The organism is Neptunicella marina (genome assembly GCF_014270035.1).
Classification (GTDB): Bacteria; Pseudomonadota; Gammaproteobacteria; order Enterobacterales; family Alteromonadaceae; genus Neptunicella; species Neptunicella marina.
In genome coordinates this window covers 31,132-48,353 of the sequence record NZ_JACNEP010000016.1, presented here as the reverse complement: position 1 = coordinate 48,353, position 17,222 = coordinate 31,132, and the positions used below count along the sequence as shown (strand labels likewise).

The 17,222-nt window shown below is 43.3% G+C and carries 15 protein-coding genes; 6 read left to right on the top strand and 9 right to left on the bottom strand.

Annotated features, from left to right (window positions below; all coding sequences use genetic code 11):
* Positions 1-10: 10 nt before the first annotated feature.
* The gene (hrpA, locus tag H8B19_RS15725) at positions 11-3,889 is read right to left on the bottom strand and encodes an ATP-dependent RNA helicase HrpA (protein ID WP_194362743.1); all 3,879 of its coding nucleotides are present in this window, start codon (positions 3,887-3,889) and stop codon (positions 11-13) included.
* Positions 3,890-3,954: 65 nt separating this feature from the next.
* The gene (locus H8B19_RS15720) at positions 3,955-4,374 is read right to left on the bottom strand and encodes a CBS domain-containing protein (protein ID WP_186507851.1); all 420 of its coding nucleotides are present in this window, start codon (positions 4,372-4,374) and stop codon (positions 3,955-3,957) included.
* Between the two features lie 216 nt (positions 4,375-4,590).
* Between H8B19_RS15720 and sbcB the strand changes: the two genes are divergently transcribed.
* Both sbcB and H8B19_RS15710 read left to right on the top strand, forming a co-directional pair.
* The gene (gene sbcB / locus H8B19_RS15715) at positions 4,591-6,024 is read left to right on the top strand and encodes an exodeoxyribonuclease I (RefSeq protein WP_186507850.1); all 1,434 of its coding nucleotides are present in this window, start codon (positions 4,591-4,593) and stop codon (positions 6,022-6,024) included.
* Positions 6,025-6,083: 59 nt separating this feature from the next.
* Positions 6,084-7,739, top strand: coding sequence for a DUF342 domain-containing protein (locus H8B19_RS15710; protein WP_186507849.1), 1,656 nt, complete (start codon positions 6,084-6,086; stop codon positions 7,737-7,739).
* A gap of 40 nt (positions 7,740-7,779) precedes the next feature.
* On the opposite strand, the gene H8B19_RS15705 is transcribed toward H8B19_RS15710, so the two are convergent.
* Positions 7,780-8,649 (bottom strand): NAD(P)-binding domain-containing protein, encoded by an 870-nt coding sequence (locus H8B19_RS15705; RefSeq protein ID WP_186507848.1) that lies wholly within the window; start codon positions 8,647-8,649, stop codon positions 7,780-7,782.
* A gap of 79 nt (positions 8,650-8,728) precedes the next feature.
* On the opposite strand from H8B19_RS15705, the gene H8B19_RS15700 reads away from it, so the two are divergent.
* Both H8B19_RS15700 and H8B19_RS15695 read left to right on the top strand, forming a co-directional pair.
* Complete coding sequence (locus H8B19_RS15700; protein ID WP_186507847.1) at positions 8,729-9,211, top strand: glutathione peroxidase; 483 nt, start codon at positions 8,729-8,731, stop codon at positions 9,209-9,211.
* An 11-nt stretch (positions 9,212-9,222) separates the two neighbouring features.
* Positions 9,223-10,233 (top strand): 2-hydroxyacid dehydrogenase, encoded by a 1,011-nt coding sequence (locus tag H8B19_RS15695; RefSeq protein WP_186507846.1) that lies wholly within the window; start codon positions 9,223-9,225, stop codon positions 10,231-10,233.
* On the opposite strand, the gene H8B19_RS15690 is transcribed toward H8B19_RS15695, so the two are convergent.
* Positions 10,208-10,972 (bottom strand): methyltransferase domain-containing protein, encoded by a 765-nt coding sequence (locus H8B19_RS15690; protein WP_186507845.1) that lies wholly within the window; start codon positions 10,970-10,972, stop codon positions 10,208-10,210. The genes H8B19_RS15695 and H8B19_RS15690 overlap by 26 nt on opposite strands.
* 21 nt (positions 10,973-10,993) lie before the next feature.
* Between H8B19_RS15690 and H8B19_RS15685 the strand changes: the two genes are divergently transcribed.
* Positions 10,994-11,752 carry an ElyC/SanA/YdcF family protein gene (locus H8B19_RS15685; protein ID WP_186507844.1) on the top strand — a complete coding sequence of 253 codons (759 nt, stop codon included), beginning with the start codon at positions 10,994-10,996 and terminating at the stop codon, positions 11,750-11,752.
* Positions 11,753-11,761: 9 nt separating this feature from the next.
* Here H8B19_RS15685 and H8B19_RS15680 read toward each other — a convergent pair whose 3' ends face one another.
* A complete protein-coding gene (locus tag H8B19_RS15680; protein WP_186507843.1) occupies positions 11,762-12,841 on the bottom strand; it encodes a GDSL-type esterase/lipase family protein in 1,080 nt (359 codons plus the stop codon).
* A 10-nt stretch (positions 12,842-12,851) separates the two neighbouring features.
* Positions 12,852-13,613: a Nif3-like dinuclear metal center hexameric protein gene (locus tag H8B19_RS15675; RefSeq protein ID WP_186507878.1), complete on the bottom strand. Its 762-nt coding sequence runs from the start codon at positions 13,611-13,613 to the stop codon at positions 12,852-12,854.
* 96 nt (positions 13,614-13,709) lie between these two features.
* Between H8B19_RS15675 and H8B19_RS15670 the strand changes: the two genes are divergently transcribed.
* Positions 13,710-14,075 (top strand): hypothetical protein, encoded by a 366-nt coding sequence (locus H8B19_RS15670; RefSeq protein WP_186507842.1) that lies wholly within the window; start codon positions 13,710-13,712, stop codon positions 14,073-14,075.
* 54 nt (positions 14,076-14,129) lie between these two features.
* Here H8B19_RS15670 and H8B19_RS15665 read toward each other — a convergent pair whose 3' ends face one another.
* The 3 genes from H8B19_RS15665 to pheT form a co-directional block, all read right to left on the bottom strand.
* A complete protein-coding gene (locus tag H8B19_RS15665; protein WP_186507841.1) occupies positions 14,130-14,369 on the bottom strand; it encodes a hypothetical protein in 240 nt (79 codons plus the stop codon).
* A 156-nt stretch (positions 14,370-14,525) separates the two neighbouring features.
* Entirely contained in the window at positions 14,526-14,816 is a 291-nt protein-coding gene (locus tag H8B19_RS15660; protein WP_186507840.1) for an integration host factor subunit alpha, read from the bottom strand.
* A gap of 4 nt (positions 14,817-14,820) precedes the next feature.
* On the bottom strand, positions 14,821-17,220 hold the full coding sequence (gene pheT / locus H8B19_RS15655; RefSeq protein ID WP_186507839.1) for a phenylalanine--tRNA ligase subunit beta: 2,400 nt from the start codon (positions 17,218-17,220) through the stop codon (positions 14,821-14,823).
* Positions 17,221-17,222: the final 2 nt, after the last annotated feature.

Here is a 17,222-nt window from a genome sequence, read left to right as displayed (position 1 = left end):
CTATCATAAGTCAACGGCTAAAATTTGACAGGTGATTAAGGATTCGTTTTTCACTCACTGGATAGGCAGTGCCAAGTTGTTGAGCAAAAAGGGAAACCCTCAATTCTTCCATCATCCAGCGCGCCTCATTTATTTCAGCGGGCAAAGGTTGTCCTGCCGGTATTTTATTTTTAGCCACTTCAATGGCTTTATGCACCTTTTCAACGCTTAGCTGCGCCATGCGGTCTTTATTGGGATCAATCGCAAGTTTTTCCAGACGGCGCTCAATGGCTTTTATATAACGTTGCCAGTCAGCCACACGTTTCGCCCCCAGTTCAGTTACAAAACCACTGAATACCAGACCTTGTAGCTGCTGTTTAATATCACCATGGGCATTGATCATGTTAAGTGGCACATTGCCTTTCATGCGTTTATTAATTTGGTGTGCGAGGGTCAAACCCGGCTCTATGGCAGTGGCAATCGCCAGAACCTTATCGTTTAGCTCAGCTCTGACATAATCACAGGCCTGCTTAAAGATATCGGGATCGCGAATGTCACTAAATTTTTCGGCCAGTAAGTCATCAATGGCGGCATCAATACAATCATCAATCAGGACTTTGATGTTACCAAAGGGGTTAAAATACAGACCAAGCTTGGATTTATTTGGCAGCTTATCCTGCAGGTATTTAACCGGTGATGGAATATTAATGCGCACTAAGCGACGTAACCCTTGCTGCTGATTTTTTTGTGCCAGATGCGGCTGGTCAAATAACTTAATCGCCACACTTTCCCCCTCATCCACAAGGGCTGGGTAAGCTTTAACCTGATAGCCGCCCCTGTCATCTGTGTATTCCTGCTGCAGTTTGCCAAAGCTCCAGTCAGTTAATTGCGTTTGTTCCAGTTTTGGTGTGGCCACTTTACGTAAGCTTTGTTTGACCTTGTCACTCAGTGAAAACTGCAACTTGGCTAAATCCCGTCCTTGCGCCAGCAGTTTTTTGCCCTCCATCACTTTAAAATTAATTTTAAGATGGTCCGGTAAATCCTGTGGTGACCACTCTTCAGGCGGGACTTCAACACCTGTCATGCGCTTAAGTTTAAGTGTTAGTGCGGCGATAAAGTCCTCATCAGACGGCGTCATATCATCCATGCAGGCCTGTGCATAGTTGGGTGCCGGTACAAAGTTTTTACGCAAGCTTTTGGGTAACTGTTTTATCAGGTTAAGGATCATGTCGTAGCGTAAACCGGCCACCTGCCAGTCAAATCCTTTTGACGTTAACTGATTTAACAGGGGTAACGGCACGATAACACTCACGCCATCATCGGCTGCACCCGGCTCAAAAACGTATTCCAGCGCAAGATTGAGATTTTGCTGCTGCCAGTGAGTTGGATAATTATATTGATTAACCTCATTTGCCTGATGGTTCATTAATGTATCAGGATCAAAATGCAATAAATCAGGCTGCTGCTGACCGTGTTTTTTCCACCACTTGGTTAATGACACGTCACTAACAATATGCTCTGGCAATTGCTGTTGGTAGAACGCCATCATCACCTGTTCGTCAACTAAAATATCACGGCGACGGGTTTTATCTTCCAGTGCCTGAATATCATCGACTAATGACAAGTTGTGTTTTAAAAACGGCAGATTAAGTTTGGTTTCGCCTTCCACCAGCGCTTCGCGCAGGTAAATCTCATGACAAACCCTGTGATCAATCTGACCATAGTTAACTAAGCGCCGGTTTACCACAGCAAGACCGTATAAGGTAACGGTTTGATAGGCCATCACCGCACCGCGTTTTTTCGACCAGTGCGGCTCACTGTAATTACTTTTGACCAAATGGGCGGCAAGCGGCTCAATCCATTCCGGCTGGATTTTTGCTGCGATGCGACCAAATAAACGCGACGTTTCCACCAGTTCGGCCACCATGGTCCATTTGGGATTGACTTTAGCCAAGGGTGAACCCGGGAAAATCATAAAGCGGGTATTGCGCGCACCTAAGTACTGGCGTTCAGGCTCTTTACTGCCTATATGCGACAACAAACCGGCTAACAACGCTTTGTGTACCGCATCATAATCTGCTGCGGCTGAGTTTAAACGTAAACCAATTTCTGCAATGGATTTTTTCAGCTGGCTGACAATATCCTGCCATTCGCGCATGCGCAGATAATTAATAAAATGTTGGGTACACCATTTGCGTAACTGGCTATTGCTGAGCAATTTTTGTTGTTCGCGAAAGGCCTGCCATAAATTAAACAAACTAATAAAGTCAGACTCTTTATCAGCAAACTCAGCATGTTGCTGGTCTGCGGCTTGTTTTTTATCCTGAGGACGTTCGCGCGGATCCTGAATACTCATGCCTGCTGCAATGATCAACACTTCTGCAATACTGTTTTGGCTCGCCCCTTCAATCACCATACGAGCGTATCTGGGGTCAATAGGTAAACGTGCAATCTGACGGCCTATTTGGGTGAGCTTTTTATCTCCCTGCCTGGTTTCAATTGCCTGTATTTCTTCGAGTAACCTGAAACCATCATTGATCTGGCGATTATCCGGCGCTTCCACAAAGGGGAAAGCCGACATCTCGCCTAAGCCCAGCGACAACATCTGTAAAATAACTGAGGCTAAATTAGTTCTGAGAATTTCAGGCTGGGTAAATTCATCCCGGCTTAAATAATCATCCTCAGCATACAAACGAATACAAATACCCGCAGAAACACGACCACAACGCCCTGCCCTCTGATTAGCTGAGGCCTGCGATATCGCTTCAATTGGAAGGCGTTGTACTTTACTGCGATAACTGTAACGCGAAATTCTCGCAGTTCCGGGATCTATAACATATTTAATGCCGGGCACAGTTAATGAGGTTTCCGCCACGTTGGTAGACAATACAATGCGTCTGCCTGCATGTGACTGGAAGATTCGGTTCTGCTCACTGGCAGACAAACGTGCATATAAAGGTAATACTTCGGTGGATTTTAAGTTCAAACGGTTCAGTGCATCTGCGGTGTCTCGAATTTCACGTTCACCACTTAGAAACACCAGAATATCACCCCGTCCTTCACGTGATAACTCATTTACCGCTTCAATAATCCCCTGAATTTGGTCTGCACTTTGCCCCTCTTCATCCACCATATCGGCCAACGGACGATAACGCACTTCTACAGGATAAGTACGCCCACTGACGCTAAAAATCGGTGCATCATCAAAATGTCGCGAAAAACGTTCGGGATCAATAGTGGCCGAAGTAATAATCAGTTTTAAATCAGGACGTTTCGGTAACAGTTGTTTGAGATAACCCAGAATAAAGTCGATATTTAAGCTACGTTCATGGGCTTCATCGATAATCAGCGTGTCGTATTGATTTAAAAAACGATCCTGCTGAATTTCAGCTAACAAGATACCGTCGGTCATCAGCTTGATGTAACTGTTCTCACTTGTTTCATCGCTAAAACGGATTTTAAAACCAACCTTATCACCCAGCGGCGAATTAAGTTCATCGGCGATTCGGTTGGCAACTGTACGTGCTGCAAGCCGCCTGGGTTGAGTATGACCAATGAGTCCCGTCATGCCTCGCCCGGCTTCCAGACATATTTTGGGCAACTGTGTGGTTTTACCTGAGCCCGTTTCACCCGCAATAATCACCACCTGATTGGTTTTAATCGCTTCAACCAATTCGTCTTTGTGCTCACTAACAGGTAAAGGCGGGTATTCTATCCTCGGACAATTACTTATGCGCGCAGCCACCTTTTGCGCAGATATCTGCATATCATCAGCCAGTTTTTGTAATGCTGATGCTTTTTTGTCGTTATCCAGTTTTTTAGTACGCTGAATGCGCTGACGAAAACGATGTCTTTCGCTATTAAGAGTTGAAGGCAGTAAGGCAGATAAAGCGGAAATTGAAACAGACAAAAATACGGCTCCTATAAACTAAGGAGCCGATCCTAGAAGAAGAGCAAAGCGATTGCCAGTGTTGTTTAACCTACTTTGCGATAGGCATCACGTAAGTGCAGATCAACAGCTCTTAAAACATCTGTCCGGCTAATCGCGCCAACTAAAAATCCATTATCGTCAGTCACAGGATAAATTTTCGGTTTGGCACCAAGCATTTGTTGGGCTAAATCCAATGCCGACTGATATGGTTTTACCGTTAATACATCGGTTCGCATAATATCTCTGACATAAGCCGTTTGCTGATTGTAATAACTGGACTCAATCATTTTGGCCAGACAGTCCTGTTCCGATAAAAAACCCAGTAGCTGACGGTTATCGGCAATCACCGGCGCCCCTAAGTAAGGTGTATTAATCAGCTTTTCAACCGCTTCAGCCACAGACATGGTAGGTTTTAGTGTTACCGGGTGGGTGTTCATATAATCGGCAACTTTAAGTGATTCCATCTTGTATCCCCTGCAAAAACATCATCACTTAAAAGATAGACCCTAAGTTTATATTTTCGCTACCTTTTTACAGCGGTATCTAAACAGAATTTGCTGCGTTATGATTCACCCCAAATAAAGACTATAAAATCTGACCTAATACATGAGTTTGATTAGTTCTCAACCAACAGACAAACCATGTACTAAACGTAGCGAAGGCACTTAATTCTGAACAGCATGAATACCCCAACAAACCAACCCACTATCCTTTGGCACGATTATGAAACCTGGGGAGCAGATCCACAAAAAGATCACCCTTCACAGTTTGCCGCCATCCGTACTGACCTTGACTTAAATGAAGTGGGCAAACCCAGCATGTTTTACTGTCAGCCGGTAAACGACTGTCTTCCGCAGCCGGTGGCATGTTTAATTACCGGTATTACACCGCAACATGCAATGCAAAATGGTTATTGCGAAGCTGAGTTTATGCGTAAAGTGCATGAATTAATGAGCCAGCCGCAAACCTGTGTGGCGGGATACAACAGCTTACGTTTTGATGACGAAGTCACCCGCTATGGTTTATATAGAAATTTTTATGATCCCTATGCCCGTGAATGGCAAAACGGCAATAGTCGTTGGGATATTATTGATATGGTGCGCGCTTGTTATGCCCTGCGTCCGGAAGGTATTAACTGGCCAATGCGTGAAGATGGCTCACCGAGTTTTAAACTCGAAGCACTTACCCAGGCTAACGATATTCAGCATGCAGATGCGCATGATGCCTTATCAGATGTGCGCGCCACTATCGCCATGGCAAAATTAATTAAACAAAAACAACCAAAGCTCTATGACTATCTGTTTAATTTACGTAAAAAGAAAAATGTCGGTGAGCTAATTAATATTCAGGAAGCGCTACCTTTAGTGCATATCTCATCCAAATTGCCGGCTGAGAATGGCTGTACCAGTTGGATCGTGCCTGTGGCCTATCACCCAACCAACAAAAATGCAGTCATTGTGCTTAATCTGGCCTTGGATCCCACCCCTTTAATTGAACTAAGTAGTGAACAATTGCTGGAAAAGCTATTTACACGTAACGCCGATTTAGCACCTGATGAACAACGCCTGCCCGTTAAACTGGTTCATCTGAATAAATGCCCGGTATTGGCTCCTGCCAAAACGCTTACCGAAGAAAATGCACAACGGCTGGGTATTGACCGCAAGCAATGCCTGGAACATTTGCAGCTAATAAAACGGCATCCTGATATAGCGCAAAAATTAACAGATATGTACCAGTTAATGACTCACGAACCGATTGAAAATGTTGATTATGCCCTCTATTCCGGCGGTTTTTTCAGCGAAAAAGACAAAGCAGCCATGGACCAAATACGCAGCATGTCACCAGAACAGTTAAGTGGTCAACAATGGTCATTTGATGATGCACGTTTATCAACCATGTTATTCCGCTACCGCGCAAGAAACTTCCCACATACGTTAACGGAACAGGAAGCGATAAAATGGCAGCAACATCGTCAGCAACAATTACTGGAAACTGGACCACTAACACTGGAATCTTTTGTGAACGAGCTCAATATGCTGGCTGAGGAATATCAAAATGATACGAAAAAACTGGCAATAATCAGAGCATTATATCAATATGGGCAGGGTTTATAATAATCAAAATTCGTGATTGGCCGATATACACAGAAGGCAGGCGATAGCGGGCGAAAGATATGCGCGGAATTTATTTAAGTACTCTTGATGACGATCGTTATCTTGATTTAACAATTCAGCCCGATGAAGTAGAAGTAGACAGCTTTAATGAAAAAGCCCTGCTCGACTACATTAAGGAAAAACATGCCGATCTGTATCTGTTTGACGAAACAGTAAGAATCGCATTTAAAGCCTATACTGCAGCCATCCGTAACGAAACCACTGACCCCATTAAAGAACGCATTGCTGAAAAACGTGATGCCGTCATTAAATTCATCTTTGCCTCAGACGATATGAGTGCAAATCTGGAAATTACCGCTGCTTATGGTGGTAAACACGCGACACCAACTTATTTAATTTCAAAGGCCAAACATGCAGGCATTGAAAAAGGATTAAGTAGCAAACGTCTGATTGATATGGCGACACGTGCCCGCGTCGCTAAACCAGGCGCGGTTCTAAATGAACTGGTGGCAAAAGGTTTACCTCCCCGTCAGGGCAAAAATTCTAAAATGGTCCCTCTGGTTCCCAATGCACTTGAGCGCATATTACAACCTCAAACGGTAAGCAGCAGCCGGGTCGACATGCGTGATTTAGGCGAAATTATTTGTGTAAAACCCGGTACCGAAATTCTGGAAATGCTGCCGCCGACAAAAGGTCGTAATGGCTATACCGTGCGTGGGGGCATTATTGATGCGAAAGAAGGTGAATGGCAGAAGTTAAAAGCAGGTGAAGGCACCTATATCTGTGACAGCAACCCCAATATTTTGCGCGCTGAAATTGCTGGTATGCCGAAGTTTAAAGACGGCAAAATGTGGGTTGACGAAACCTTTATGTGTAAAGGCGTTAACATAGGTACCGGCAACATTAATTATGATGGCGCGGTTATTGTCAACGGTGATGTCACTGAAAAAATGAAAATCGTTGCCACTGGCGATGTCACCATCAACGGCTTTGTTGAGTCCGCTCATATTGAGTCAGGTGGAGACATTATTATTACCCAGGGTGCCATGGGCAAATATGATGAAAATGAAGACCAGCCCTATTCAGGCACGTTAATCGCCGATGGCAGTATTCACCTCGAGCATGGACAAGGGTTGCACATTATCAGTAATGGTAATGTCACTGTGGGTAAACAGCTGGCCTACAGCAAAGTCAAATGCCGAGGTAGCCTTACTATAGGACCTCTGGAAAATCCCAATGGCAATTTATTTGCCTGTGAAATCCAGTGCCAGGAAGCAATTCGTTCCGGAATTTTAGGCGCAATTTCCGGCAGCAACTTATTTATTGATTTCAGTGAAGGATTTAATCTGCTTCAGGAGCGCATAGATTTAGTCGATGAACTGCTGGAAGAACTAAAAATTCACGTAGAGCGGCATCAAAAGAAAATGTCTTCGCTACGTAAATATACGATTCCTTATGAATTAAGAACCAAACTCGACAGACTGATTGGCAAATATCGCGATGAACGCTCTATGCTGCAACAGCTCATTAGAAAGTCTGATATGTTGCGTGTTGCAAAAGACAGGTATATTGAACAAATACAGCTAAACGCCACTAAAAAGCTTTACCCGGGTGTGGTAGTTAAACTAAATAACCGTACCTGGAAGGCTGACCGTGAATATGCTGCAGCACGTATCCATTATCATGACCACCAGTGGCAGTATGACGTGTTGTAAATTTGCAATTGAATAAAAAAGCAGCCACCCGGCTGCTTTTTTATTTTTGCAGTCTGGCCAGTAAGCTGGATGTATCCCAGCGATTGCCGCCCATTTTTTGCACATCGGCATAATACTGATCGACTAACGCAGTCAGCGCCAAAGTACTGCCGTTGCGTCTTGCCTCATCCAGCGCAATAGCAAGATCTTTTCGCATCCAGTCAACGGCAAAACCATGTTCGTACTGGTTATTCAACATAGTTTGATAGCGGTTTTGCATTTGCCATGATTGTGCGGCCCCCTGACTAATCACGTCAATCACAGCCTCACAATCAAGGCCCGCGTTCTGACCAAAATGCAATGCTTCTGCTAAACCTTGTACAACGCCAGCGATACAAATTTGGTTCATCATTTTCGCCAGTTGACCACTGCCTGATGCGCCCAGTAGTTTTACACAACGGGCAAAACTTTGAATGGCAGGCTCGGCTTTATCAAAAATGGCTTTATCACCACCCACCATTACGGTTAATACACCATTTTCAGCACCTGCCTGACCACCTGAGACTGGCGCATCTAAAAATCCTATATTTTTAGTTTTAGCCGCTGCATAAACTTCACGTGATACGCTGGCAGATACTGTCGTATGGTCAACGAGAATTGAGCCCTGCTGCATGCTATCTAACACACCATTTTCACCATATACCACCTGACGTAAATCATCGTCATTACCCACACACAAAAATACAATATCAGCATCTTGTGCTGCTAATGCAGGGGTTAATGCCATGCGTCCGCTATATTGCTCACACCACTTTTCCGCTTTGCTGGTTGTACGGTTATATACACACACGTCATAACCCTGTTTTGCCAAATAACCGGCCATGGGATAGCCCATTACCCCTAATCCGATAAACGCAACTTTTTGTGGCATAATTCGCTCTTTTAGTAACCAATACAAGGCGTTAAAGGTTACACTATTGGCAACGCAGATACCAAACAAAGGACAGCATATGAACAGCGATATTTATCAATTCAGCGTAACTAAAAATAACGGTGAGCAAATTGAGCTAGGTGAATACAAAGGCAAAGTACTGCTGATTGTGAATACCGCCAGTAAATGCGGCTTTACTCCACAATATGAGGGTTTGCAGAAGCTCTACGACCAGTACAGAGACCAGGGCTTTGAAATTCTGGCATTTCCTTGTGATCAGTTTGGTCATCAGGAGCCTGGCAGTGATTCTGATATTGCCCAGTTCTGCTCAATGAATTTTAATACACAGTTTCCACTGTTTAAAAAGATAGAAGTGAACGGTAATAATGCCGATCCCCTTTATAATCATTTAAAAAAACAGGCGCCAGGCATCATAGGCACCAAAGGCATTAAGTGGAATTTCACTAAGTTTTTGATTAACCGTGATGGCAAAGTAATCAAACGTTTTGCTCCCACTGTTAAGCCTGAACAACTGAAAAATGAAATAGAATCCCTACTGTAACGGAGTTACTTATGCAGGTTCTGGTTTTTAGTGCCAAGGAATATGATCAACAGTTTTTAACCATGCAACAGCATGCAGACTTGTCGCTGCACTTTACTGATGTTCGATTAAATGAAGAAACCTGTCAGTTAGCCGCAGGCTATCATGCGGTTTGTGTGTTTGTGAATGATCAGCTAAATCGCAATGTCATTCATAAACTGGCAGAGCTGGGCATCAAACACATTGCACTTCGTTGTGCCGGTTTTAATAATCTGGATATAGATGCGGCCAGACAAAATGGTATTTCCGTTTCACGGGTTCCTGAATATTCGCCGGAAGCCGTGGCGGAGCATGCCTTAAGTTTAATGATGACATTAAACCGCAAAACGCATAAAGCATATAACCGTATACGCGAAAGTAACTTTTCCCTTAAAGGATTGCTGGGTTTTAATTTACATCAAAAAACCGTTGGCATTATCGGTACCGGACATATTGGATTAGCACTGGTAAAAATCCTGCGTGGTTTTGGTTGTAATATTTTGTGTTATGACCCTCAGGTTAATGAGCAGGCGGTTCAGCATGGCGGGCAATATGTGGCTTTGAATGAATTGTTTCAGCAATCGGATATTATTAGTCTGCATTGTCCGTTAAACAGCGCCACCCATCATTTAATCAACGCACAAAATATCACTCAAATGAAATCAGGCGTCATGTTAATTAACACATCCCGTGGCGGGCTCATAGATACTCCTGCAGTCATTCAGGGCCTTAAAAATCAACATATAGGTTATCTGGGACTTGATGTATATGAAATGGAGTCCGAGCTGTTTTTTGAGGATTTATCCGATACCGTTATTCAGGATGATATATTTGAACGTTTATCAAGTTTCCCCAATGTATTGATAACCGGTCACCAGGGCTTTTTTACCAAAGAAGCCCTGCTACAAATAGCGTCAACAACATGCCACAACTTGTTGTTACATCATCAGCAACAAACTGATCAACATACTTATCTGGTTAGGCCGCAGGATTTTGTGCAATAAGGTGAAAATATTTACCTAACCACATAAATGGAGCCTGGGTGCCATACTCAAGCTCCATTTCTTTTAACTGCTGATAATGACTTTGTTGAATGGTTTTATCTCTTACATAATCATGAAAGCAACGTAGTCCGGCCTTATGCACGACATTTAATTGCAGTTCTCCCAAACAATCGATCACATCCTGTGGTTTAACCGCATTGTTGGGATTTAGCCTTACTCTATTCGGCACATTAAACCCTTTAGCAATGTAATCAAAATTGCCGTACAGCACATTGCCAAACAAATGTGCATCCTTATTAAAAAAACTCAATGACAAATGCCCGTGCTGACCAAGCAAGCTGATTAATGATGGAATAATACTAAGTGGGTCAGTTAACCATTCCATAACGGCATGGCACAGAATAAAATCATACTTTTCAGGCGAGTCATGTTGCTGTATTTCGTTAACTTCGCAACTAAACCCGGGATAACGAGCACAGCGCTTTTTCGCCAGTTCAATCATATCTGAAGAAATATCAATTACATGTACCCTATGTCCCAGTTTAAGTAATTCTTCAGCCATCTCTCCACTGCCACCTCCAGCTTCAAGAATTCGCATTGAAGAGCGCTCAATAAAAGGCGTCAGATAATGCATTAATAATTCATGGCGCAACCGGCCTTTTGTCGTGCCGTAAATGTTGCGTTGAAATTTATCTGCTATCGAATCAAAGCTCTGATCTGGTTTATGATGGATGCTCATGTACTTTATAAAGATGTAAATATGGATATGTTTATAGTAAAAAAAATCGCTGCGATGCTTATTATGCCACTACCGGCTATCATTGCGTTAATGCTATTAAGCTGGATTTTTTGGTGGCGTAATAAAAAACGTGTCGCTATAGCTTGCCAGCTCGCCAGTTGTCTTTTACTCATTTTAGTGTCCACCCCCTGGTTACCTAACCACGTTTTACGCGATCTTGAACAGCAATACCATCAGTTTGATATGTCTACACCGGTTAACACCGTTGTTGTATTAGGGTGCGGTCACGCCTATGACGGAGCCCTGCCCTTAAGTGCCCAAATTAAACCCTGCTCGCTGTATCGATTGGTGGAAGGGATCCGGTTACTCAAAGCTAATCCGGATAGTATCCTGATAACATCTGGTCAGCACACCCAGCCTTATACCCATGCACAAATGTTAAAACGGCTGGCAGTGGATATGGGGGTCGCACCAGAACGTATCAGATTACAGAATAATTCCAAAGATACCGAAGAAGAAGTACTGGCGCTAAAACCCATGATTGGCTCTGCGCCTTTTGCACTGGTTACCTCAGCTACCCATATGCCAAGAGCGATACATTTATTTGAAGCTGCCGGACTTCACCCTATCGCCGCTCCCACCGAACACCTGGTACGTTTTGATACCACAGAACCAGCCAGATGGTTTAGTGATTTACCGCGCTCAGATAATATTCATAAAACCGAGCGTTTTTGGTATGAGACTCTCGGTCAATGGTGGCTGAAACTGCGCGGTAAATAACAGCCGCGTTTACCAACTCATTTGCTGCTTAAGATGCGCGACCAGTTTATCAGCGTTATTTTGCTGATGCATAACTCTGGGGTGCGCGTAATACCCCTGATCATCAAAAAATAAAGTACTGATATTATTGTCACCTTGGCGTTTTAAACTTTTTACTGCAGATTTTATATATCCGGGCCATGCCGAATCAGATTTAATCGCATCCATACTTCCTAAAGCACAAACAATATGGGCGTTTTTATATTTGTTTCGGATACTGCTTATAAAGGCCTCGTAGGCCTGAATGATTTGTGCCGGGTCTGGCTGCTGCGACATATACTCTTTTTTGATCACAAGCCAGCTGTCATTTTGAAACAAATTCACTACCACCACATCTGGCGTCCACTGGTTAAAATCCCACACTGAATTGTTGTTACCAACCGCACTTAATTGGTCAAAATAATCAGGCATGGTGAAATCAAACCAACTCACCATAATTCCGATACCACTTTTAGAAATAGTGTGTAACTGCGCATTTAACTGTCGCGCAGCAATAGAACCATATGCCCAGTAATTATCTTTTTGCGATGCGACATTATCCTTAGCATTTATTGGCGCCAGATTGCCCATGCCGCTGGTAATTGAATCTCCAAAGATCTCGATCTTACGCTGTGGTAATACAGGACTAGCAAGCATTTTATCCTGGTCACCAATATCAACGCCAAGAAATTGTGTTGCCCCCTCGGCCCCTTCGGTTCTTTTGTATATCAGTACATGATGTTTTGTATTAGCCAGATTCGACGTTATCTGGTATTGCTGTTGTCCCTGTTTGGCCTCAATCACATAAGGAAAGTTTGCCTTTCCATCGATGATCACATCGTAGTAATTTTTGCCCTGCTCATCCTTTAATTTAACAGCCAGATTTGTACCTTGAAAATTAAATTGCACACTGGTGCCTGGCCAGCTAAAAACGGGCGCTGACTTATCTGAAAAATCGATACGACCACTATATACAAACCCTTTATCCTCAGCGCTAATAAACTGGCCGGCCCATACCATTCCACTGAACTGGCATATAAAAACAAGTATTAAAAAACGTATTCTCAACATATTTTGTGTCCTATGCGGGATTAGGGATATCAACAAACTCAACATCCAGGTTATATTGTTTAGCTAAATGTTCCCCCACCGCTTTAGCACCATAACGTTCAGTCGCATGATGCCCGGCAGCAAAGAAATGTATGCCCATTTCCCGTGCGGTATGAATAGTTTGTTCAGATACTTCACCCGTTATAAACGCGTCGATGCCTTGTTCTGCAGCTTGTTCAATGTAACCTTGCCCACCTCCACTACACCAGGCGACAGTTTTAATTGGGTGTGTTCCACCAGCTTCCACTAGCGGTTCGCGCTGTAAAACGTCATTTATTTTTACCTTCAACTCATCCACTGACAATTCAACATTAAACTGACCTTGCATTGCTACACTTTGAGGATTTCCAATATCTAACCCATTGGTAACATTGATATTTAGTAATTTAGCTAGCTGAGCGTTATTTCCTAAGGAAGGGTGAATATCTAAGGGAAGATGATAAGCATATAAATTTATATCATTTTCTAACAAGGCTTTTAAACGTTTATATTTCATGCCGACAATACATTCATTCTCTCCTTTCCAGAAATATCCGTGATGAACAAATATGGCATCCGCACCTTTATTAATCGCTTCGTCTATCAACGCCTGAGTAGCAGTTACCCCAGTGATAATTTTTTTGATTTGTTCGCGTCCCTCAACCTGCAATCCATTCGGACAATAATCTTTCACTTTTTCAGGTTTAAGTAATTCATTAAGTACATTGAGTAATTGTTTGTTTTTTAAGCCCATATTGCTTATCCTGTAGCCGGAAATTAGACTTCCAAATGAAAACACGGTATAAAAACCATTACTTTTAATCATAAAGAAAAACGGAACCATCCCGCAATGACAAAACTGGACAAAGATCAAGTTGTAGAAAAGTTCACTAAAGCTTACAAAGCAGCCAATGGTAAGGCACCGCAAATAGAAGCCAAAGGTGGATGGTACAGCGTTGATGGTGGTAAAAATATGCGCTTGGCTCAACTGGATGAACTGGCTGATGAATTAGCCGGTGGTGCAGCTAAGGCAGAAACTTCCGCCCCTGCAGAGAAAAAAGCCAAAGTGGCTGATAAACCTGCTGCAGCCAAGAAAGAAAAAGCACCCGCTAAAACGAAAAAAGCGGCTGCGAAAAAATCCTCTTCTTTTTCAGTAAAAGCGTTCTGGAGCAAATTATTGGCAGAAAAAGACGCCAATAATAAAAACCCACGCTAACGACATTCTGTAAAACATCAATAAAAAAGCCTGTTTAACAACAGGCTTTTTTATTTACAGAAGAAAATGAAAACTGTAATTGGGACGGTGACGACACATTGGCACAAAATCCCCTCTGTGGCAGGTTACACTCTCATCACTGCCTAACAATTTCAATTCAAATTCATCATCCCCAAGCTGATGTAATACCTTTGCACGCTTAGCCTGAAATTCACCACGCTTGATAAAAACAGTTTTACCTATCATTCCGGCCGGACTCAAACTATGTTGTATAGCCAAAGTTTCCACAGACATAACTACCTCCATGAAAACAGTCAGATTAACTGCCATTAAAATGTAGTAAAAAGGAAAAAAATGGAATTATCGAAACCAATACCTATCAGGTGATATAGATACCTAATATTTGCAATCGACTGAAATATAACAATAAAGCACCCGAAGGTGCTTTATTTAAAATTTAGAATTTTCAACGCGGCTTTTCAATTTTTGCCCAGGTCGGAATGTAACCACCCTTCGGGCTCGAATCGGGATATCTTCACCTGTTTTAGGGTTACGTCCCGGCCGTTCGTTTTTCTGCCGTAAGTCGAAATTACCAAAGCCGGATAGCTTTACCTGCTCCCCTGCTTCCAGCGCTTCGCGGACTTCCTCGAAAAACGCTTCGACCAACTCTTTGGCATCACGTTTGTTAATCCCTAACTTTTCAAATAAATGATCTGCCATTTCTGCTTTGGTAAGTGCCATAGATTCATTCCCTCAAGGACGCGTCAAATTTGTCGGCCAATACCGAGACAATTTGGTTTACCATTGCTTGAATTTCTTGCTCTTCAAGCGTTTTCGTTGCATCTTGCAAGATTAGAGATACTGCCACACTTTTCTTGCCTTCCGCAACACCTTTGCCTCTATATATGTCGAACAAGTTTAGGCCAACTAGTTGATTTACGCTACATTTTTCAATAGTAGCCATAATTTCACCAATTGCAATTTGTTCATCAACAACAAGCGCAATATCCCGGCGGTTTGCAGGGAATTTGGATAACTCTTTTGCTTGAGGCAAGACACGTGATGACAAAGGTTGTAACAATAATTCAAATGCAAAAACACGGGAATTCAAGCCTAAGTCTTTTTGAAATGCGGGATGAACCGCCCCCACATGCCCCACTAGCTCGCCATCCAGATGGATAGACGCCGTTTGTCCCGGATGTAATGCACTATGCTCTGCCGCACTAAATACAAACTCACCTGCGCGACCGGTTTTAGCCAGTAACATTTCGACATCAGCTTTAATGTCGTAAAAATCAACGCTGTCAGAGCCTAAATCCCAATGCTCACCGCTGCGTGTGCCGGCTATAACACCTGCAATCATCATTTGCTGTCTTACGCCATTCTCTGCGGATTGATCAGGAATAAAGCGTAATCCAGTCTCAAAAAAACGAATACGATTTTGTTGACGCTTTTGGTTATAGGACACTGCACTAAATAAACCGGTCAGTAAGCTAACACGCATCACCGACATATCAGATGAAATCGGGTGTGGTAACACCAAACCTTCAATCTGCGGAAATAGTTTAGATTGAACGGACGGGTCAACAAACGAATAGGTAATGGCTTCCTGATAACCCAGATTAACCATAGTTTGTTTTAGACTATTCAGAGGAACATCAGACTCAACCGCACTGCCTAATGTCAGTTTTGCAACGGGTGCCTGATCTGCAATATTATTATAGCCGTACACACGAGCGACTTCTTCAATGAGATCTTCTTCGATACTGATATCAAAACGGTAAGCAGGAACACTAACAGTCCAGACGTTCTGTGCATCCTGTTCAGATACTTCCACATCAAATCCCAGGCGTTTTAAAATCTCAGTAACCTGCTGTGCCTCAATTTCAACGCCTAACAACCGGCTTAAGCGACGCTGACGCAAAGTCACCTGATTTGCCGCAGGAATATGTTGCACAGACACAGCCTCAACCACAGGCCCCGCTTCACCACCAACAATATCAATCAGCAACTGAGTCGCACGCTCCATCGCTGTGCGCTGCAATTGTGGGTCGACACCGCGTTCATAACGATGCGAAGCGTCGGTGTGTAAACCGTATTGACGAGCACGACCAGTAATGGCTAATGGCGCAAAAAAGGCACTTTCAAGGAAAATATCCTTACTTTCATCAGTAACGCCAGAATCCAGCCCACCAAAGATACCGGCCATGGCGAGCGCTTTATTATCGTCTGCAATCACCAATGTATCGGATTTAAGTGTCACTTCATTGCCATCCAACAAAGTTAACGTTTCATTTTCATTAGCCAAACGCACATTAATCCCGCCTTCAATTTTAGCTAAGTCAAAGGCATGCATCGGATGACCAAGTTCCAGTAGAACATAGTTAGTCACATCAACCACAGGATCAATACTGCGCACACCACTGCGGCGTAACTTTTCCTGCATCCATAGTGGTGTTGTCGCAAGCGGGTTGATCCCCTTAATCACTCGGCCTAAATAACGAGGGCATGCATCTGGTGCCGATAACACAATCTCACGTTTATCATCAATAGATGCAGCAACAGGCTGAATAACAGGTTCGTTAACGTCCGCTTGATTAAGTACGCCTACTTCACGTGCAAGGCCACGAATGCCTAAACAGTCTGCACGGTTAGGGGTTAAATCAACTTCTATCGTAACGTCATCTAATTGCAGGTAATCACGAATATCTGTACCTAGCGGCGCATCTGCTGGTAACTCCATAATGCCATCATGATCATCCGATAAACCCAGTTCAGAAAAAGAACACAACATACCGTGTGATGGCTGACCGCGTAATTTGGCTTTTTTAATTTTAAAGTTGCCAGGTAAAACAGCACCTACCATAGCTACTGCTACTTTTAGGCCTAAACGACAGTTGGGTGCACCGCAAACGATATCGAGCAATTCGTCTTCGCCTACATTAACTTTGGTTACGCGCAGTTTGTCCGCATCCGGATGCTGACCACACTCCACCACTTCACCAATTACAACGCCGCTGAATTCTCCCGCCACAGGCTCAACTGCATCAACTTCTAATCCTGCCATTGTAATTTGATGGGCCAGTTCGTCAGACGATACCGCAGGATTTACCCACTCTCTTAACCACTTTTCACTGAATTTCATTG